The 14767-nt window shown below is 39.1% G+C and carries 15 protein-coding genes; 7 read left to right on the top strand and 8 right to left on the bottom strand.

What is annotated here, in order from left to right; all coding sequences use genetic code 11:
- Positions 1 to 26 precede the first annotated feature (26 nt).
- On the top strand, positions 27 to 1136 hold the full coding sequence (locus tag ZA05_RS07670; protein ID WP_053991108.1) for an alkene reductase: 1110 nt from the start codon (positions 27 to 29) through the stop codon (positions 1134 to 1136).
- Between the two features lie 313 nt (positions 1137 to 1449).
- A complete protein-coding gene (locus ZA05_RS07665) occupies positions 1450 to 2073 on the top strand; it encodes a hypothetical protein (protein WP_082333715.1) in 624 nt (207 codons plus the stop codon).
- A 98-nt stretch (positions 2074 to 2171) separates the two neighbouring features.
- On the opposite strand, the gene ZA05_RS07660 is transcribed toward ZA05_RS07665, so the two are convergent.
- Positions 2172 to 2600, bottom strand: a complete 429-nt coding sequence (locus ZA05_RS07660) for a peptidylprolyl isomerase (protein WP_053991106.1) — start codon at positions 2598 to 2600, stop codon at positions 2172 to 2174.
- 233 nt (positions 2601 to 2833) lie between these two features.
- Here ZA05_RS07660 and ZA05_RS07655 point away from each other — a divergent pair, with 233 nt between their 5' ends.
- On the top strand, positions 2834 to 3889 hold the full coding sequence (locus tag ZA05_RS07655; protein ID WP_053991105.1) for an NAD(P)-dependent alcohol dehydrogenase: 1056 nt from the start codon (positions 2834 to 2836) through the stop codon (positions 3887 to 3889).
- A gap of 7 nt (positions 3890 to 3896) precedes the next feature.
- Here ZA05_RS07655 and ZA05_RS07650 read toward each other — a convergent pair whose 3' ends face one another.
- A complete protein-coding gene (locus ZA05_RS07650; RefSeq protein WP_053991104.1) occupies positions 3897 to 4280 on the bottom strand; it encodes a DUF3037 domain-containing protein in 384 nt (127 codons plus the stop codon).
- Positions 4258 to 5046: a HipA family kinase gene (locus tag ZA05_RS07645; protein ID WP_053991103.1), complete on the bottom strand. Its 789-nt coding sequence runs from the start codon at positions 5044 to 5046 to the stop codon at positions 4258 to 4260. The genes ZA05_RS07650 and ZA05_RS07645 overlap by 23 nt, the downstream gene beginning before the upstream one ends.
- A 160-nt stretch (positions 5047 to 5206) precedes the next feature.
- On the opposite strand from ZA05_RS07645, the gene ZA05_RS07640 reads away from it, so the two are divergent.
- Entirely contained in the window at positions 5207 to 7237 is a 2031-nt protein-coding gene (locus tag ZA05_RS07640) for a M13 family metallopeptidase (RefSeq protein WP_053991102.1), read from the top strand.
- A 100-nt stretch (positions 7238 to 7337) separates the two neighbouring features.
- Here ZA05_RS07640 and ZA05_RS07635 read toward each other — a convergent pair whose 3' ends face one another.
- On the bottom strand, positions 7338 to 7943 hold the full coding sequence (locus ZA05_RS07635; protein ID WP_053991101.1) for a hypothetical protein: 606 nt from the start codon (positions 7941 to 7943) through the stop codon (positions 7338 to 7340).
- Between the two features lie 199 nt (positions 7944 to 8142).
- Between ZA05_RS07635 and ZA05_RS07630 the strand changes: the two genes are divergently transcribed.
- Positions 8143 to 8961, top strand: a complete 819-nt coding sequence (locus ZA05_RS07630; RefSeq protein ID WP_053991100.1) for a winged helix-turn-helix domain-containing protein — start codon at positions 8143 to 8145, stop codon at positions 8959 to 8961.
- Positions 8962 to 8982: 21 nt separating this feature from the next.
- Here ZA05_RS07630 and ZA05_RS07625 read toward each other — a convergent pair whose 3' ends face one another.
- The 3 genes from ZA05_RS07625 to ZA05_RS07615 all read right to left on the bottom strand — a co-directional run bounded on the left by ZA05_RS07625 (position 8983) and on the right by ZA05_RS07615 (position 12086).
- Positions 8983 to 10416, bottom strand: coding sequence for an FAD-dependent oxidoreductase (locus tag ZA05_RS07625; RefSeq protein ID WP_053991099.1), 1434 nt, complete (start codon positions 10414 to 10416; stop codon positions 8983 to 8985).
- Position 10417: 1 nt separating this feature from the next.
- Entirely contained in the window at positions 10418 to 11089 is a 672-nt protein-coding gene (locus tag ZA05_RS07620; protein ID WP_053991098.1) for a phosphoglycolate phosphatase, read from the bottom strand.
- Between the two features lie 97 nt (positions 11090 to 11186).
- The gene (locus tag ZA05_RS07615) at positions 11187 to 12086 is read right to left on the bottom strand and encodes a DMT family transporter (protein ID WP_053991097.1); all 900 of its coding nucleotides are present in this window, start codon (positions 12084 to 12086) and stop codon (positions 11187 to 11189) included.
- 315 nt (positions 12087 to 12401) lie between these two features.
- On the opposite strand from ZA05_RS07615, the gene ZA05_RS07610 reads away from it, so the two are divergent.
- On the top strand, positions 12402 to 12884 hold the full coding sequence (locus tag ZA05_RS07610; protein WP_157514605.1) for a hypothetical protein: 483 nt from the start codon (positions 12402 to 12404) through the stop codon (positions 12882 to 12884).
- 323 nt (positions 12885 to 13207) lie between these two features.
- Here ZA05_RS07610 and ZA05_RS07605 read toward each other — a convergent pair whose 3' ends face one another.
- Positions 13208 to 13636: a hypothetical protein gene (locus ZA05_RS07605; RefSeq protein ID WP_053991095.1), complete on the bottom strand. Its 429-nt coding sequence runs from the start codon at positions 13634 to 13636 to the stop codon at positions 13208 to 13210.
- 175 nt (positions 13637 to 13811) lie between these two features.
- Between ZA05_RS07605 and ZA05_RS07600 the strand changes: the two genes are divergently transcribed.
- On the top strand, positions 13812 to 14636 hold the full coding sequence (locus ZA05_RS07600) for an OmpA family protein (protein WP_053991094.1): 825 nt from the start codon (positions 13812 to 13814) through the stop codon (positions 14634 to 14636).
- The last annotated feature ends 131 nt before the right edge of the window (positions 14637 to 14767 follow it).

Below are 14767 nucleotides of genomic sequence, written 5' to 3'. Positions count from 1 at the left end.
AATGTTTCACCTAAAGCCTTATTATTATGAAAGACAATGCCTTATTACAACCTTATCACTCTAAGAATTTAAGTCTGAAAAACCGAATTGTCATGGCGCCTATGACCCGTAGTAGAGCCATAAATAAAGAAAGGGTTCCTACGGATGAATTACAGGGACTCTATTATGAGCAAAGGGCCTCGGCAGGATTGATCATTACGGAAGGTTCCCAAGTATCTGAAGCGGCCGTAGGCTATGTCAATACCCCCGGAATCTACTCGAAGGCACAGGTAGAAGGTTGGAAGCTGGTGACCAAACGTGTTCATAATAAAGGAGGAAAGATCTTTATCCAATTATGGCACGTGGGCCGCATGTCGCACCCCGATTTTCACCGAGGGGAACTGCCCTTAGCGCCTTCGGCCATCAATCCTAACGGACAGTCTTTTACACCTGAAGGCTTCAAGGATACGGTGACCCCAAAAGCCATGACTAAATTTGAGATAGAAGATACTATCAATGACTTCATGAATGCCGCTACCAATGCTATGGAAGCTGGTTTTGATGGGGTAGAAATCCATTCTTCCAACGGATATTTGTTCCATCAATTCTTTAATGGAACCTCTAATGTACGTACGGATGAATACGGAGGTTCAATTGAAAATAGGGCACGTTTCTTTTTTGAAGTATTGGATGCCATGAGCGAAGTGATGCCTCAGGAAAAAATTGGCGTGCGTTTCAATCCGTCTTTACATAATTTGTTCGGAATCACCTTAGATAAGGACACGATACCAACCTTTGAATATATCATTAAGAAATTGAATGATTACAATTTGGCTTATGTGCATTTATCAGAGCCATTTACAGACGTGTCGGAAGTGCCATATGCCGTTACAAATGTAGCCAAACACTTTAGGCCTTTGTACCACGGCACCTTAATGATTAATAACAAATTCAATGCTGAAACAGGGCATGAGGTCATCGCTTCTTGCAATGCAGATTTGGTAGCTTTTGGAAAACCGTTTATTTCCAACCCAGATTTAGTGGAGCGTATTGAAAAAGGCATTGAATGGACCAAATGGGATCAAGATACATTTTATACTCAAGGAAAAAAGGGCTATACAGATTATGCTTTTGCTAAAGTGGAGCAATCTTCTTAATAGTAAGCAGAGCTTGTTAATTTAAGGCAGTATAATTTTTCCTCCGCAAGCTCAGCTTGACATTAATTAGGCGATAGTTTTTGGATTTCGTATGCGAAGTTAAGGTGAGTTCCTGAAAGAATTTCAAGGTTCATTTTGATTGTATATTAGCTAAACTGCACAATTACAAGATGAACCGTTTTACGCTTTACCGATGATTTTTTACGTTGGTATGAATTGGTGGTCGTACATCGTAAAATTTTTACGTTCATAAGATTTTTAGTTCTAAAAATAGATACTTGTCTAATTTTGAGGTGATTAAAATGAATGTCTTATGAAAACTCTACTCACCTTATTTTGTGGCCTTTTTATGATAGGAGTTGCAGTTTCTCAAAATATGGAGGAAACCATTTCTGAAGAATATAAAAAGAGAAGTCCTATTTATGACTATACAGAAGCATCTCTTAATGCCGTAGATACGATTCCCGGATATGAGACACAAGTGGAAAAATTAAAAATTACCGGTACCATATACCAAAGTGACGGAGTGACTCCAGCTCAAGATGTGATTGTGTTTATCTATCAACCAAATGAAGATGGTGAATATGATAATAGGAAACTAAATGACAAAAAATATGTATATCATAGAGCCTGGGCAAAAACTGATGCCAATGGACAATATACCTTTTACACTTTTGTTCCAGGAGCCAGTTATGCAGCCAATGCTTTCCCGAGACGTCGAGGATTAAAACATATCCATCCTATTGTGATGGCACCTGGAGATGAAGCCCAAAAATTGGATGCTTTTATTTTTAATGACGATCCATTATTGACAAATCGTTGCCGTAAAAAATTAGAAAAAAATAGATTTCAAGGAATGCTTAATTTGAAAAAAGAAGGCAGTCTGTTTGTGGCACATAGAGATCTGGTCTTGCCAGCGCAAAACACCAATTTATAAGCCCCATGGTTAACTAAGCAACCATTATATGCTGTATGCAAAAAGCCTGATAAATGTTGGATTTATCAGGCTTTTACTTATAGATTCAAAAAAAGTATTTATTTTATTTCTACAACTTCCAAATCAAAAATAACATCCTTACCAGCTAGAGGGTGATTGGCATCAACCACAATACTGTCTTCTTTTACTTCTGTAATTAACAATTGGTGTTCTCTACCATCTGGAGCCGTAGAGATTAAAGGCATTCCTACTTCTGGCACCAATTCTTCTGGTAATTGATTTTTTTGAACCTCTTGGATCAATTCTGGACGAGCGTCACCAAAGGCCTCTTCTTTAGTAAGCGAGATGGTTTTTTTCTCATTCAGTTTCATATCAATTAATCCCTTTTCAAATCCAGGGATCATTAGTCCTTGTCCTAAAGTAAACTCTAAAGGTTCACGTCCTTCCGAGGTATCGAAAACTTGACCATCGGTTAATTTTCCTGTGTAGTGCACCTTAACAGTGTTATTCTCTTTAACTTGACTCATAAAATAGTTTTTAATGTGTATGTAATTGTTCAGTATAACTTTTATACCGGATTCAATCCATATTCATGTTGGACAAGGCACATAAACTACGCCAAAGGTTTAAGTCTGAAATAATGTCATGTTTAATTTTCTTCCTAAGTATTCAATTGGAGTTATAAGGTGAAAAACGTCCTAAAGCCTAATAATATTTCCGTAACTTTAAAGTATTCAAAATAAATTAATTACAATAAAAAATGGATACAACAAGTATAAAGGCATTTGGGACAGAAGCAGCAGATGCTGCCCTAGGAGAAATGGGCATTCAAAGACGAAAAGTTACCGATAAGGATGTAGAGATTGATATTTTGTATTGTGGAGTGTGCCATTCAGATTTGCACTTTGCCCGTAATGATTGGGGCTTTAGTGTGTACCCTGTGGTTCCCGGTCATGAAATAGTAGGGAAGGTAAAATCTGTAGGTGAAGGGGTGAACAAATATAAAGCAGGAGATATTGTTGCTGTAGGCTGTTTGGTAGATTCGTGTCGTTCCTGTAGCAATTGCAACAACGATTTGGAACAGTATTGCCCCGAATGGGTTGGCACTTATGGAGGTCATGACAAACATCTGGATTTACCTACCTATGGAGGGTATTCCGAGAGCATTGTAGTGGATGAACATTTTGTATTGAGTGTACCCGAAAATCTTGATTTGGCAGGCGTGGCTCCTGTATTATGTGCAGGTATCACTACTTGGTCGCCGTTACGTCATTGGAATGTTGGTAAGGACAGTAAGGTGGCCGTTGTGGGGCTTGGAGGACTGGGACATATGGCAATTAAATTGGCGGATGCGCTTGGGGCTCATGTCACTCTATTTTCAAGATCGAAGAACAAAATTCAAGATGCAAAAGATTTAGGGGCAGATGCCGTGGTCATCTCTACCAATGAAGATGAAATGGCAGCTGTGCAAGGGCAGTTTGATGTAATCATAGACACGGTGCCTTATGTACATGATGTGAACCCTTATATTGGGACTTTAAATACCAATGGTACTTTGGTATTGGTTGGCTATTTGGGGCCACTGGACCCTATGCTAAATACGGTACCTATGATTATGGGACGTAAAAAGGTAGCTGGCTCCTTGATTGGAGGTATTGCAGAAACTCAAGAACTTTTGGATTTTTGTGGGAAACATAACATTACCTCAAACATTGAAGTGATTAACATTCAGGATATCAATACCGCTTATGAACGCATGCTCAAAAGCGATGTTCATTATCGCTTTGTGATTGATATGGCATCTTTAAAAAGCTAGGTTACACCTAGAGTACAACTTCCTGAAAGAGTTTTTGTGCGGTAGTTTCCAAATTGGTACTAAATCCAGGGTGCGGTCTAGAGGTTTGAATAACCGAACTACGTACCGCGGTTAACCATCTAAATCTGGAAGCTGTATCCATTTGGGCGATCAAGCCACAGGCTTTGTCGCCCGCAGCAATGCGTTTAAATGATTCCAAATGCGATTCTAAAGACTCTATATCCGCTTCAGGACTAAAGGCTGTAATACGAGCTTGGTCTACATGATAGTGCAGGTGAATGCTGCTGCCCTGTTTGGCATACAAGACAATGCCCACATTTATAAATTCTTCACGTTCCACTTTAGGCACGTAACGAATAATAGCGTACTCATATAAGATCTTTTCTGGCATGTATGGCTTGGTTTGTAAAGATTTCAGAATGGGCAAGTCTTGTGTTTAGAAACTCAAGATAGCCATTTTTTAAGTCCTGTTCGGTATAGGGATAACCTTCCCATTGCAACCAAGTGTCTGGTAGGTTGTTGACGATATCATTAATGACTTCTTCAGTCAACAAGGCTTTGAACTCTTGGTGCACCTGTTCCAGTTCACTGGCTTGCGCCAATAAGACATGATCCTTGATAAGGTTGAATGGTGTTTTGGCAGCCTTTGGAATGTCATTCCATGAATGGTGGAAATAGAAGGACGCCCCATGGTCTATCAACCATAGGTTTTTGTTCCAAATAAGCATGTTGGTGTTTCGGGTGGTGCGATCTATATTGGTAATAAAAGCATCCAACCACACAATTTTAGAGGCTAAAAGCGGATCTGGCGTCAATACCACAGGATCGTAATTTACAGCTCCGGAGAGGTAGTGCAACCCGATATTTAATCCCTGGCTCCATTTAAGGAGGTCTTGTATTTCTTCATCCCCTTCGGTGCGACCAAAAGCCTCATCCAATTCGGCAAAGACAACCTCTGGTACCAATAGCCCCAATTTTCGGGCAATTTCACAGCCCAAATATTCGGCAATAAGTCCTTTTACGCCATGGCCAGCCCCTCTAAACTTAACCACATAATTAAATCCATCATCCGCTTCAGCAATGGCTGGGAGGGAACCGCCTTCTCTTAAAGGGGTAATGTAACGCATGACATTGACATGCCGAATAGCTATTGACATAAGGTAATATTTGAGGCCAAAGATAACGGTTTTGGAAGGAAGTTGAGAGCGGGGAGACAGAGATATTTTCCAATTCTAAAGTCCTAGATGCCCGTGAAATGCTTAGCATGACATTTAGGTTTAAAATACTTACTTTTGATACCATCACAAACCATTCATTATGAAACCAGTTCTTTATATTTCTTTTGCAGCCGCTTTATTGGTGGGCTGTAAAGAGGATTCAAAACAGCCTGTGAGCGATGACCCAGCACAGGAATCTGCTCTTATTTTTGAGGGGATTGACCCTTCTATTAAGCCAGGGGATAATTTCTTTGGCCATGTTAACAAAACTTGGTATGACCAAGCCGTAATTGCCGATGACCAAGTCGGGGTGGGCTCCTATAGATTTTTAAATATTCCACAGAAAAAATTGTTGCAAACCATTTTGGAAGAAGTATCTGTAGGTGATTATGCCAAAGGTAGTATCGAACAGAAATTAGGCGATTTCTATGCTTCAGGGATGGATACCTTGAGCATCGATCAGCGTGGGTTTGAACCTATAAAGCCAATTCTGGAACAAATTGATGCTTTAGATAGCCCTGCAGTACTAATTGCTTTTGTAGCCGATCAAATGAAAGTTGGGAATTATTCTTTAATCAATGCGTCCATTTATCCAGATCAAGAGAATAGCGCCTTGAACATTGCCCATTTTGGACAAACAGGATTGGGTTTGCCAGATCGGGATTATTATTTTAATACCGATGCATCCACCGAAGCCATTCAGAAGGCTTATCAAAATTACTTAACGACTTTGTTTGAATTGATTGGCGATTCCAATTCAGAAACTAATGCCCAAAAGGTGTATGCCATAGAAAAGCAATTGGCCGCTTCTCATAAAACCCGAGTGGAATTAAGGGATATCCTGGCAAATTACCATAAATTGGCCGTTTTAGAGCTTGACAAAACACAGAAAAACATAGGTTGGAAGTCCATGTTGGAGCATTTGGGAATGGAGGTAGACTCTGTAGATGTGATGCAGCCGGCCTATTTTGAAACACTTAACACAATGCTTAAAACAGTGGCATTAGATGATTGGAAAACCTATTTAAAGGCCAATACCTTGACGGCATTTGCGTCTATATTGAGCACTCCTTTTCAGGACGCAGAGTTTGCTTATTCAAAGGTGATTTCGGGACAAAGTGTTCAAAAAACTAGAGCTGAGCGCATGGTGCAACAGGTAGATCGCCAATTGGGATTTGCTTTGGGACAATTGTATGTCAAACGTTATTTTGATGAAAATGCCAAAAAGCGAGCTTTGGAATTGGTAAACAATCTTCAAAAATCTTTGGAAAAGCGCATCACCCAATTGGATTGGATGAGCGATAGCACCAAAGTAAAGGCCAAAGAAAAATTACATAGCATAACCAAAAAAATTGGCTATCCCGATGTGTGGAGATCCTATGAGGTTGACATTGACAAAACGCATTATTTTGAAAATGTATTAGCCCTAAATCAAAACAATTATGCCTATCATTTAGCTCAATTAAACAAGGCTCCCAATAGAGATGAATGGTACACCACACCATCTACCGTAACGGCCTATTACAACCCGTCTTTGAATGAAATTGTGTTTCCTGCGGGGATTTTACAGCCTCCTTATTTTGACCCAAATGTCGATGATGCTGTGAATTATGGAGGTATTGGGATGGTCATTGGCCATGAATTTACCCATGCCTTTGACGATCAAGGAGCACAATACGACAAGGAAGGAAATGTTAAAAACTGGTGGACCGAAGAGGATTACGCCAAGTTTAAGGCCAAGACCCAACAGATCATTGAGCAATACGATGCTTTTACCGTATTGGACAGTGTGCACCTAAAAGGAGCTTTAACGGTTGGTGAAAACACTGCAGATAATGGAGGAGTTGCCATAGCCTACGATGCCTTTAAAATGACGGCTCAAGGACAGGATAGTACCAAGATAAAGGGCTATACTCCAGATCAGCGTTTCTTTATGTCGGTGGCACGTATTTGGCGAGTAAAGACTCGTGATGAGTATTTGCGAAATTATGTAGCAACCGATCCACATTCACCGCCTATATGGCGTGTGAACGGACCTTTAATGAACATGACGCCGTTTTATGAGGCCTTTGATTTGGAAGAAGGGGACCAAAATTTTAAAGCTGAAACAGACAGAATCAAGGTCTGGTAAGTTTTAATTGTAAAATCAAATAAAAACACCTCCATTGGAATGGGCTCAAAATGACCAAAGATTTCCATTGGAGGTGTTTTTTTATATTCTGTGTAAAAGACTAGCATTTGGTGATGGCAATCTTCAAATTACCGTCCTTATTGGTGATGCCAAAAGGGACTACTTCCTTGGTAGAACGGGGTTCAATGGTAAATTGTATAAATCCCATAATATAAAAATCCTCAGAGGTATTTAAATGGAAGGGCTGCTTGTAGAACGTGTTTTGTCGTATCCAGTTAGCACCATATCCATTGCAGTGAGGCTCTAAGTCTTCTTTTAAAATAGATGTTTCAGAGAGTGCATCAAACAATTGAATTTTATCATCGGTTTCAACGTCAAAAGAAAAGCGTCCCTTGTAGGCATGAGAGGAATTTGGAGAAGCGTAATAAGATTGTTCTTTTAAGCCCATGTAAACAATAATGTTGTAGTTGTTATTTTCCAAATCTTCCAAATAGAAGGAGGTTTCATAGAGGGAATCTATTTGTGTTTGTCCTTCTATTCTAGGAAATAACACCGGCCCCATGGGGTATTCTGATGTCGCCATTGCCAATTGGGAAGTTTCTGTTTTCGATTCTTGGTATTTGTCCGTTTGACAATTGAAAAGGAGGGTGAGTGTGATCCCAAGAATAAAGAAATACGGCCTCACATAGTTACTAATTGTTTTCATAAGAATTTGGTTTAAATGGAACCTTCAACACGGAAGGTTCGGAGTTATTTGATTGTTATGTTAAAGCTATGAAGGACAGTTCTTAAAAATGTCAAAAAAGTGTCAAAGAAGTGTGAATGCTTGTAAAAAGTCCTAAAAATGTTGGTTATTTACAGTAGATATAATTCCTATGATGCCTAAAATCCGTAATTGCTTCGTAATGTTCCTATTTCTCTTGTTCACTTTGGCTTGTTCTGAGTCCACTGACGAACATTCTCCAGAACGCATTAAAGTAGGCTTACGTGAGGTAGGGCACCAATTGTTGTTGCATTCTGGTGATACTACTTCCCGAGTGCTACCCGTGGTAGCTTTGGATGCTTCTTCTTATCAAATATCCTTTGAAAAACCTTTGCAGATTGTACCTGATAGTCTGGTAGCCATTGTTGAAAGAAGTTTGGAAGCTCAACATTTCTCCAATCGTTATTTGGTAGAAGTGTTGCAATGTGAAGATGCCGAAGTAGCTTATAGTTTTGAAATGTGGCAAGAGGGAGAACAGGGGGTTGTTCCTTGTAAAGGACGTTTGTTGCCAAAATCCTGTTATGCGGTGCGTGTAAAGTTTATGGATGCACAACGGTCCAATTCAAATTTGGTTTGGTTATGGCTATTACCACTAGTTATTTTATTGGTTTTAGGATGGTGGTTTTTTAAACGAAGGCTCGCAGTTTCAGAGAAAATATCTACTAAAGAAGTGCCTTTGGGGCATTTTATGTTTTATCCGGAACAGCATAAATTGGTAACACCGGCCACCGAAATAGCCCTTTCCAAAAAGGAATGTGAACTGTTGGAGCTGTTTGTGGAGCGCCCAAACCAAGTAATTAGCCGTGATGAACTCAGCAAGCGTGTTTGGGAAGACCATGGCGTGGTCGTGGGGCGTAGTTTGGATACCTATATTTCCAAACTCCGTAAAAAACTACAGGATGATGAACGGATCCAACTGGTCAATATTCATGGGGTTGGGTATAAGTTGGAGGTAGTATAGGTAAATTGCAAAACTTTTCGTTTAGTCTTTATCAATAAGCAATCGAGATAGTGCCTCGGGGTAACCACGTTCAATGGCCAAGGCACTGGCCAAGGCATCAATGGCCTGTTTTGAAATACTGTTCAGTAATTGGTTTTGTTTTAATTCGGTTTGAATTGTAGGAATTATGGCTTCTTCCTGAATTTTATGGAGGATTTGATTGGCCACAGTGAGGGCCGAGGACGCCTTAATAATTTCACTGCGGGCATACGATTTACTGGGGAAACTAACTTCTCCAACTCTAAGGTTTGGATCATCTCCAGAAATTTGCTGAGCACCATATAAAGGTGGGCCTCCAACGGATGCCGATTTAAAAGAAGGCACAAATCCCTCAACAAATGCAATGGCTTTTTCGGTTCTGTTTATGATTTCACTGTCGTTCCAACCACGGTTTAGTTTTTCCTTAATGTCCTTATTAAACTTTGGGAGACCCCCTTTTCCTTTGGATTGTACCAATCCATTTTCGAACAACGTAATGTCCTTTGTCATCCCATGAATTTGATAATAATCGTCGCAATAGGGGGTAAGTTGGGCCATGCCGTGTGGCGTGCCGCGCTCCCCATGAAAAATAAGCTCTGGTATGAGTCCTGTAATGGGCTGCCACTTGGACACATAAGCTGCTTTAAATTCAATAAGACGCTCTCTTTTTAATTGTAGCGATTCATCAAATTGCCCCGTATTAAAGCCACTAGAATTCACTAGATACCTCACTTTATAAACAGCAACTTGGGTATGAATTTCCCAATTGTAATCCAAATTTAGATCCCGTGCATCTTTGATATCGGTAACATTGGTACTGGTCTTAAGATTACATTTCTCAGATTTCTCCAAGGCTAGCTGTGCTTGAGCAGCCAACCTAAAAAGGTTCCATCCGTATTCCTGAACAAGAATAACGGGCGTTTTCAATTTTTTGTAATCTATTAATTGAATGGCGTTGCACATCCATTCATCGGCTGTTTTTGGATGTTTTACACTTGGTTGCTTGGAGAGTGCAGTTAAATCATCTTCACTATAAGCCCTGTAATAATCCTGCGGAGCCCCAAGAATTTCATTCAAAGGGTCTTCCTCTATTAATGACTTGTAATAAGCCACGAGCATATCCAAACGTTTCAAAATTGTGCCGACTTCGTATTTTTCGGATTTTGGAATGCTGATAAATGTTGGTCGTTCGTCAATAGATTGCGGAAACAACCGCGCCATTTCTATGGATTGCTTGAGGAGTATTCTGCATTGTTCATCGGAAATATCGGGATATAAATTCCCACCGGCATGCAAATGACAAAATGGAGGCCCGTTAACCACGCTGCTTTCTTGCTCGAACAATATTGAATCTACACCATAATTAGCCAATTGCAAAGCTGTAACCACCCCTGAAATGCCTCCGCCAATGATACCCACATTGTAAATTCGCTCCATACTAAAACAGTTTTTGGAGTTCTGTAAACTGCTCCACCACTAAGGTAGGCTTGTAATCGGAGATGTTTTCGTTATAGTTGTATCCGTAAGTGAGGCCAATATTTTCCATGCCAGCATTTTGAGCCGCAAGGATATCATTCTTGGAATCGCCCACCATGATACTTTTTTCTATGCTTGTATGAAGGCTGTCCGTCAAATGAAGTAGGGGCGCTGCATTTGGTTTTTTTAGGGGTAAGGAATCTTCGCCAATCCAAGATTTAAAATATTGTTTAATTTCTAATGCATCTAAAATAGGCGCAATAAAATGGAAGGGTTTATTGGTGCAAATCACCATTTTATAGCCCTTGTTGTATAGGTATTGCAATGTTTCCAATACCCCTGGATACATAAAGGTATCAACACAGTTGTTTTCACGATACGCCTCAACATAAATCTCAAAAGCTTCCTCTAAAAGGCCGTTTGACAGCTCTTGGTTTTCCAAGGCTAATTCCAGCGATCTACGAACTAGGGGCTTGGCACCATTTCCAACAAATGGAGTCACCTGTTTTACGGTTAAGGGCTCTAAATTATAATGGGATAGCATTTTATTTATGGCCAAGGTAAGATCTGGAATACTGTTGATGAGGGTGCCATCAAAGTCGAAGATAATGAGTTCTTTGTCTTTAAAATTCACAACTTTTAATTTGGGGCAAAGATGCGGAACTTTTAATGAAATAATAAGTATTTAGGGGAATTTTAAGAGCTCAAGGCCGTATAAATAGGATCTAGAGTTATGAATACAGAATGAGAAACACCCCAATCATGATGCCCATTAAAGGTACCAATTTTTTGCGCTTGTTCTGTTCCTTAAATATCAGTCCCCCAACCACTACTGCAATAAGTATCTGGCTGCGTTTGATGGCCGACAACAGCATGATGAGTGCCTCCGGATCTTGAAGAGCCTTAAAATAAAAGTAATCGGCAGACTGCAATAGTACACCAACCCCAACAATAGACCATCTGAACTTAAAAGCTTGGCGTTTTTCAGCATTTGGAAACCAAGTGATCCCTAGAATAACACTTAAGATGAGTAGGGTATAGAGACAGAACCAAAATTGAAGGGTTTGTGGATTAAGTTGTAAACTTTGGATCAGGAATTTATCGTAAAGTCCACTGCTAGCTCCTAAAAATGTGGCAGCTATGATGGCAAAGATCCATTTGTTGCGCTTAAAATTAATGCCTTCCTTTTTGCCAATTCTGGAATAGAGCATTACCGAGAAAATGATGAGGAAGAAGCCCATCCATTGGAACCTATTCGGGCTTTCCTTATAGATGACCATAGCGCCAATAAAGGTGAAAAATGGCCCTGCCGAGCGTATGGGGGTTACGATAGTGATGGGCAGATGTTTCAAGGCTTGATAGGCCAAGACCCAAGAACTGGCCATGATGGCCGACTTGATAAAAATAAAACCATGGGTTTGCCAAGGAATTTCCTGAAAATTAAAACCTCTGTTTAAAGCCCCTTCAGGATTTATAAGTGCCAGCACATAAAAGGCCGCAATAAATACAAAGCCACTCAATACCGTCCCGAAAAGTACAGGGTACACCTCATTCCCCTGTACGGCGTGTTTTTTACATAAGTTGTGTAAGCCCAAAAAGAGCGCTGCCAATAATCCTAAATACATCCACATGGCCGCGAAGATACTTCTTTAGGGAATTTTAGAGATGGAAATTGTGGGGATTTTTGAGGTAGGTTGAATTGCCTTACATGACAAGAAACAAGGTTGTTGGTCAACTAAAAAAAGTGTATCTTTAGGATATTCTCCTTATTGCTAGATTGTTTCATCTAGGTGCTTTTTAATTCTCAAATCTAGGCAAACAAAACTTCCTTTAATATTTTTTGTATCATGATTTTTTCAAGCAATTCTCGATTAAGGCCACATAGTGTTTTTTGGAAACTCAGAAAGCTAAAGCGCATTCTGGCTTTATTTTTAACTGTCCTTTTTTTGCATCTCGCTGTAGGTTGCAGTTATTATACCGTGCGGGATTTACCTGCAAACCAAGGAATGCTATCTAGTGAATTAAATGAATTGGAACCCCAACAAAGTTATGCCATTGTTCATACTAATTCTGGGTATTGGCATTTGAGCAATTTTGTAGTGGACGATGTTGAGCAACATATATATGGAGTAAAGCAGCCTTTAGACGCTATCCATAGTCCCAAAAAAGTAAGAGAAAACAAAAAGACCTATAGAAACAAGGGGGGTGATGCGGTTTTACATGAAGTCCATTTTTATGTGCGTAGCAGTATTGGTTTGGTGGATGGGGCTCAGGTTAGTATTCCATTTTTCGAAATAAAATACATTTCTGTAAATGATAAAAATACTGGTAGAAGCACTGTAAATGTGGTTGCTGGTGTTTTGGGGGTTGTGGCTATGATTGCCATTGGAGCCGCAATTTTTGAAAGTTCTTTTAAATGGGGGGATTGATTTAGAATTCTTATGATTTAGTTATATCAGTTTGCTTTGGGTAAAAAGGTAAAAGTCCCTTTTATAGTTTTAATCTCGAGTGAAGAAGAGTTTTTTGTTAAAAGTTTCGGAATTCAATTTGGTAAGTATCCCTGAGAATCGCGTATTTGAAAATTTCTTGACCTTGGTACGGAATTTTAAAAATATGGCGAGGTGGAATTTTCGTAGTATTTGACTAATTGAACTTGAAGCAGGACGGCTATACAGAAATTATTACATAAATGTATTATAATTTATATTATGTAAAATAGAATTTTCAAATTTATTCAATGGCTCACTTTTAATCAATTCCCTCCCTTTAGATGTTTTTTAAGATCTTCAATCACAACATTGTAGTTTGCAAGATGTTGTTGGTACTGCCTTTCCGTGAGCAATGGTTGCACTTTGGTATGTGTAGCTTTGCTTAAACTGTCAATACGTTCCAAAATTTCATCATAGGTATAATCTTTATCCTTATCGTTCAAGCGTCCAACATCATAAATATGGTCTGATAAAATAGCCGCATAGGTATTTCGAGTTTTTTCATCCAAACCCATCTTGTTGGTTTGTTCGTAAAACCACATTTGGATATTGTCCTTCTCATCTGGTGTAAAGACTTCCACCTTGTTTGCCATGCGTTCCTTTTCCTTTGGAGTTAAGGTTTCTTGTGCCGTCATTGAGAGCATGCCTCCCAAAGCAAAAATGACAATTACATAAGTTTTATAAGCTACCATAAAAATTATTTTCGACTATTAAATATAATATAAAGTATTCATATTGAGTTGTAAACGCTTAATAAACTATACTTTCTTCTAGATTTTTATTAAATTATGTAACCTGTTATAATCTATATACACACTTCATCCGTAGATATAATTAAGACATCTAAACATTAATTAAATAACTATTATGAGAAAATTTTCTATTGTAATACTTACAGCAATTGCCTTGTCTTCCTGTGTCTCTAAAAAGAAATATTTGGCACTTGAAAAGGACAATGGTGAACTTAAAAGTGAATTGACCAAAACCAAGGTTGAAAATGAAGAATTGGAGGCTCAATTTGCCGCCATTCAAGCCCGTGTAGACCAATACAATGCCAGAATCAACTCCTTGTCTGAAGAAAGTGATGCCAAAATGGTGTCTGTAGATGGTGTTGTGATTTCAGAAGACCAAAAGGCGCAAATGCGTGAAATGTTAAAGAACGTCCCTCCCGCTTATTTGGCAGACGCCAAAACCTTGAAGGACTCCATGAATGCGGCTATTTCCTATAACGTTAGAACCAATGTTACCAATATTGATGAAACTGAAGATGTAAGCATGAATATTGAAGGAACTGTAGTGATGATTTCCATTGCAGATGAACTATTGTTTAGATCAGGTAGCTTCAATATCAGTAATGATGCCGACCATATCTTGAAAAAATTGGCGGATGTTATCAACTCAGAACCGAGTGTTGAAGTAATGGTTGAAGGGCATACAGACTCCCAACCTATCAATAATGTAAAAGTGTCGGACAACTGGGAATTGAGTGTATTGCGTGCCGCTTCCGTAGTGAAAAAATTACAGAATGATTTTGAGGTTGCACCAGAAAAACTAATTGCGGCTGGACGTAGTTTTTACCAGCCCCTAACCGATAATGATACTGCTGAAAATAGAGCTATCAACAGAAGAACTAGGATTTTAATCCTTCCTAATTTGGATAAGTTCTTTGCACTAATATCTGCAGAAGAGTAAACTACTCTCCTGTGCGATACCCTGTTATTTAATTAATCCTGTAAAAAAGACTATTTCCCTCAAAGTAGTCTTTTTTTTGTGCCTATTGAAAAAACACAAATAAGGTTTTACCTACAAAATGTAGCGTTAAT

The sequence above is a fragment of the Mangrovimonas sp. TPBH4 genome (assembly GCF_001280505.1).
GTDB lineage: Bacteria > Bacteroidota > Bacteroidia > Flavobacteriales > Flavobacteriaceae > Mangrovimonas_A.
This window is presented reverse-complemented; position numbering and strand designations above follow the sequence as displayed.

Excerpts from the sequence above, each read along its gene's own strand:
- ZA05_RS07635 (WP_053991101.1), bottom strand. The coding sequence starts at position 7,943 with ATGAAAACAATTAGTAACTATGTGAGGCCGTATTTCTTTATTCTTGGG.
- ZA05_RS07600 (WP_053991094.1), top strand. The coding sequence starts at position 13,812 with ATGAGAAAATTTTCTATTGTAATACTTACAGCAATTGCCTTGTCTTCC.
- ZA05_RS07670 (WP_053991108.1), top strand. The coding sequence starts at position 27 with ATGAAAGACAATGCCTTATTACAACCTTATCACTCTAAGAATTTAAGT.
- ZA05_RS07645 (WP_053991103.1), bottom strand. The coding sequence starts at position 5,046 with ATGTCAATAGCTATTCGGCATGTCAATGTCATGCGTTACATTACCCCT.
- ZA05_RS07630 (WP_053991100.1), top strand. The coding sequence starts at position 8,143 with ATGTTCCTATTTCTCTTGTTCACTTTGGCTTGTTCTGAGTCCACTGAC.
- ZA05_RS07650 (WP_053991104.1), bottom strand. The coding sequence starts at position 4,280 with ATGCCAGAAAAGATCTTATATGAGTACGCTATTATTCGTTACGTGCCT.
- ZA05_RS07605 (WP_053991095.1), bottom strand. The coding sequence starts at position 13,636 with ATGGTAGCTTATAAAACTTATGTAATTGTCATTTTTGCTTTGGGAGGC.
- ZA05_RS07660 (WP_053991106.1), bottom strand. The coding sequence starts at position 2,600 with ATGAGTCAAGTTAAAGAGAATAACACTGTTAAGGTGCACTACACAGGA.
- ZA05_RS07615 (WP_053991097.1), bottom strand. The coding sequence starts at position 12,086 with ATGTGGATGTATTTAGGATTATTGGCAGCGCTCTTTTTGGGCTTACAC.
- ZA05_RS07625 (WP_053991099.1), bottom strand. The coding sequence starts at position 10,416 with ATGGAGCGAATTTACAATGTGGGTATCATTGGCGGAGGCATTTCAGGG.
- ZA05_RS07665 (WP_082333715.1), top strand. The coding sequence starts at position 1,450 with ATGAAAACTCTACTCACCTTATTTTGTGGCCTTTTTATGATAGGAGTT.
- ZA05_RS07640 (WP_053991102.1), top strand. The coding sequence starts at position 5,207 with ATGAAACCAGTTCTTTATATTTCTTTTGCAGCCGCTTTATTGGTGGGC.
- ZA05_RS07655 (WP_053991105.1), top strand. The coding sequence starts at position 2,834 with ATGGATACAACAAGTATAAAGGCATTTGGGACAGAAGCAGCAGATGCT.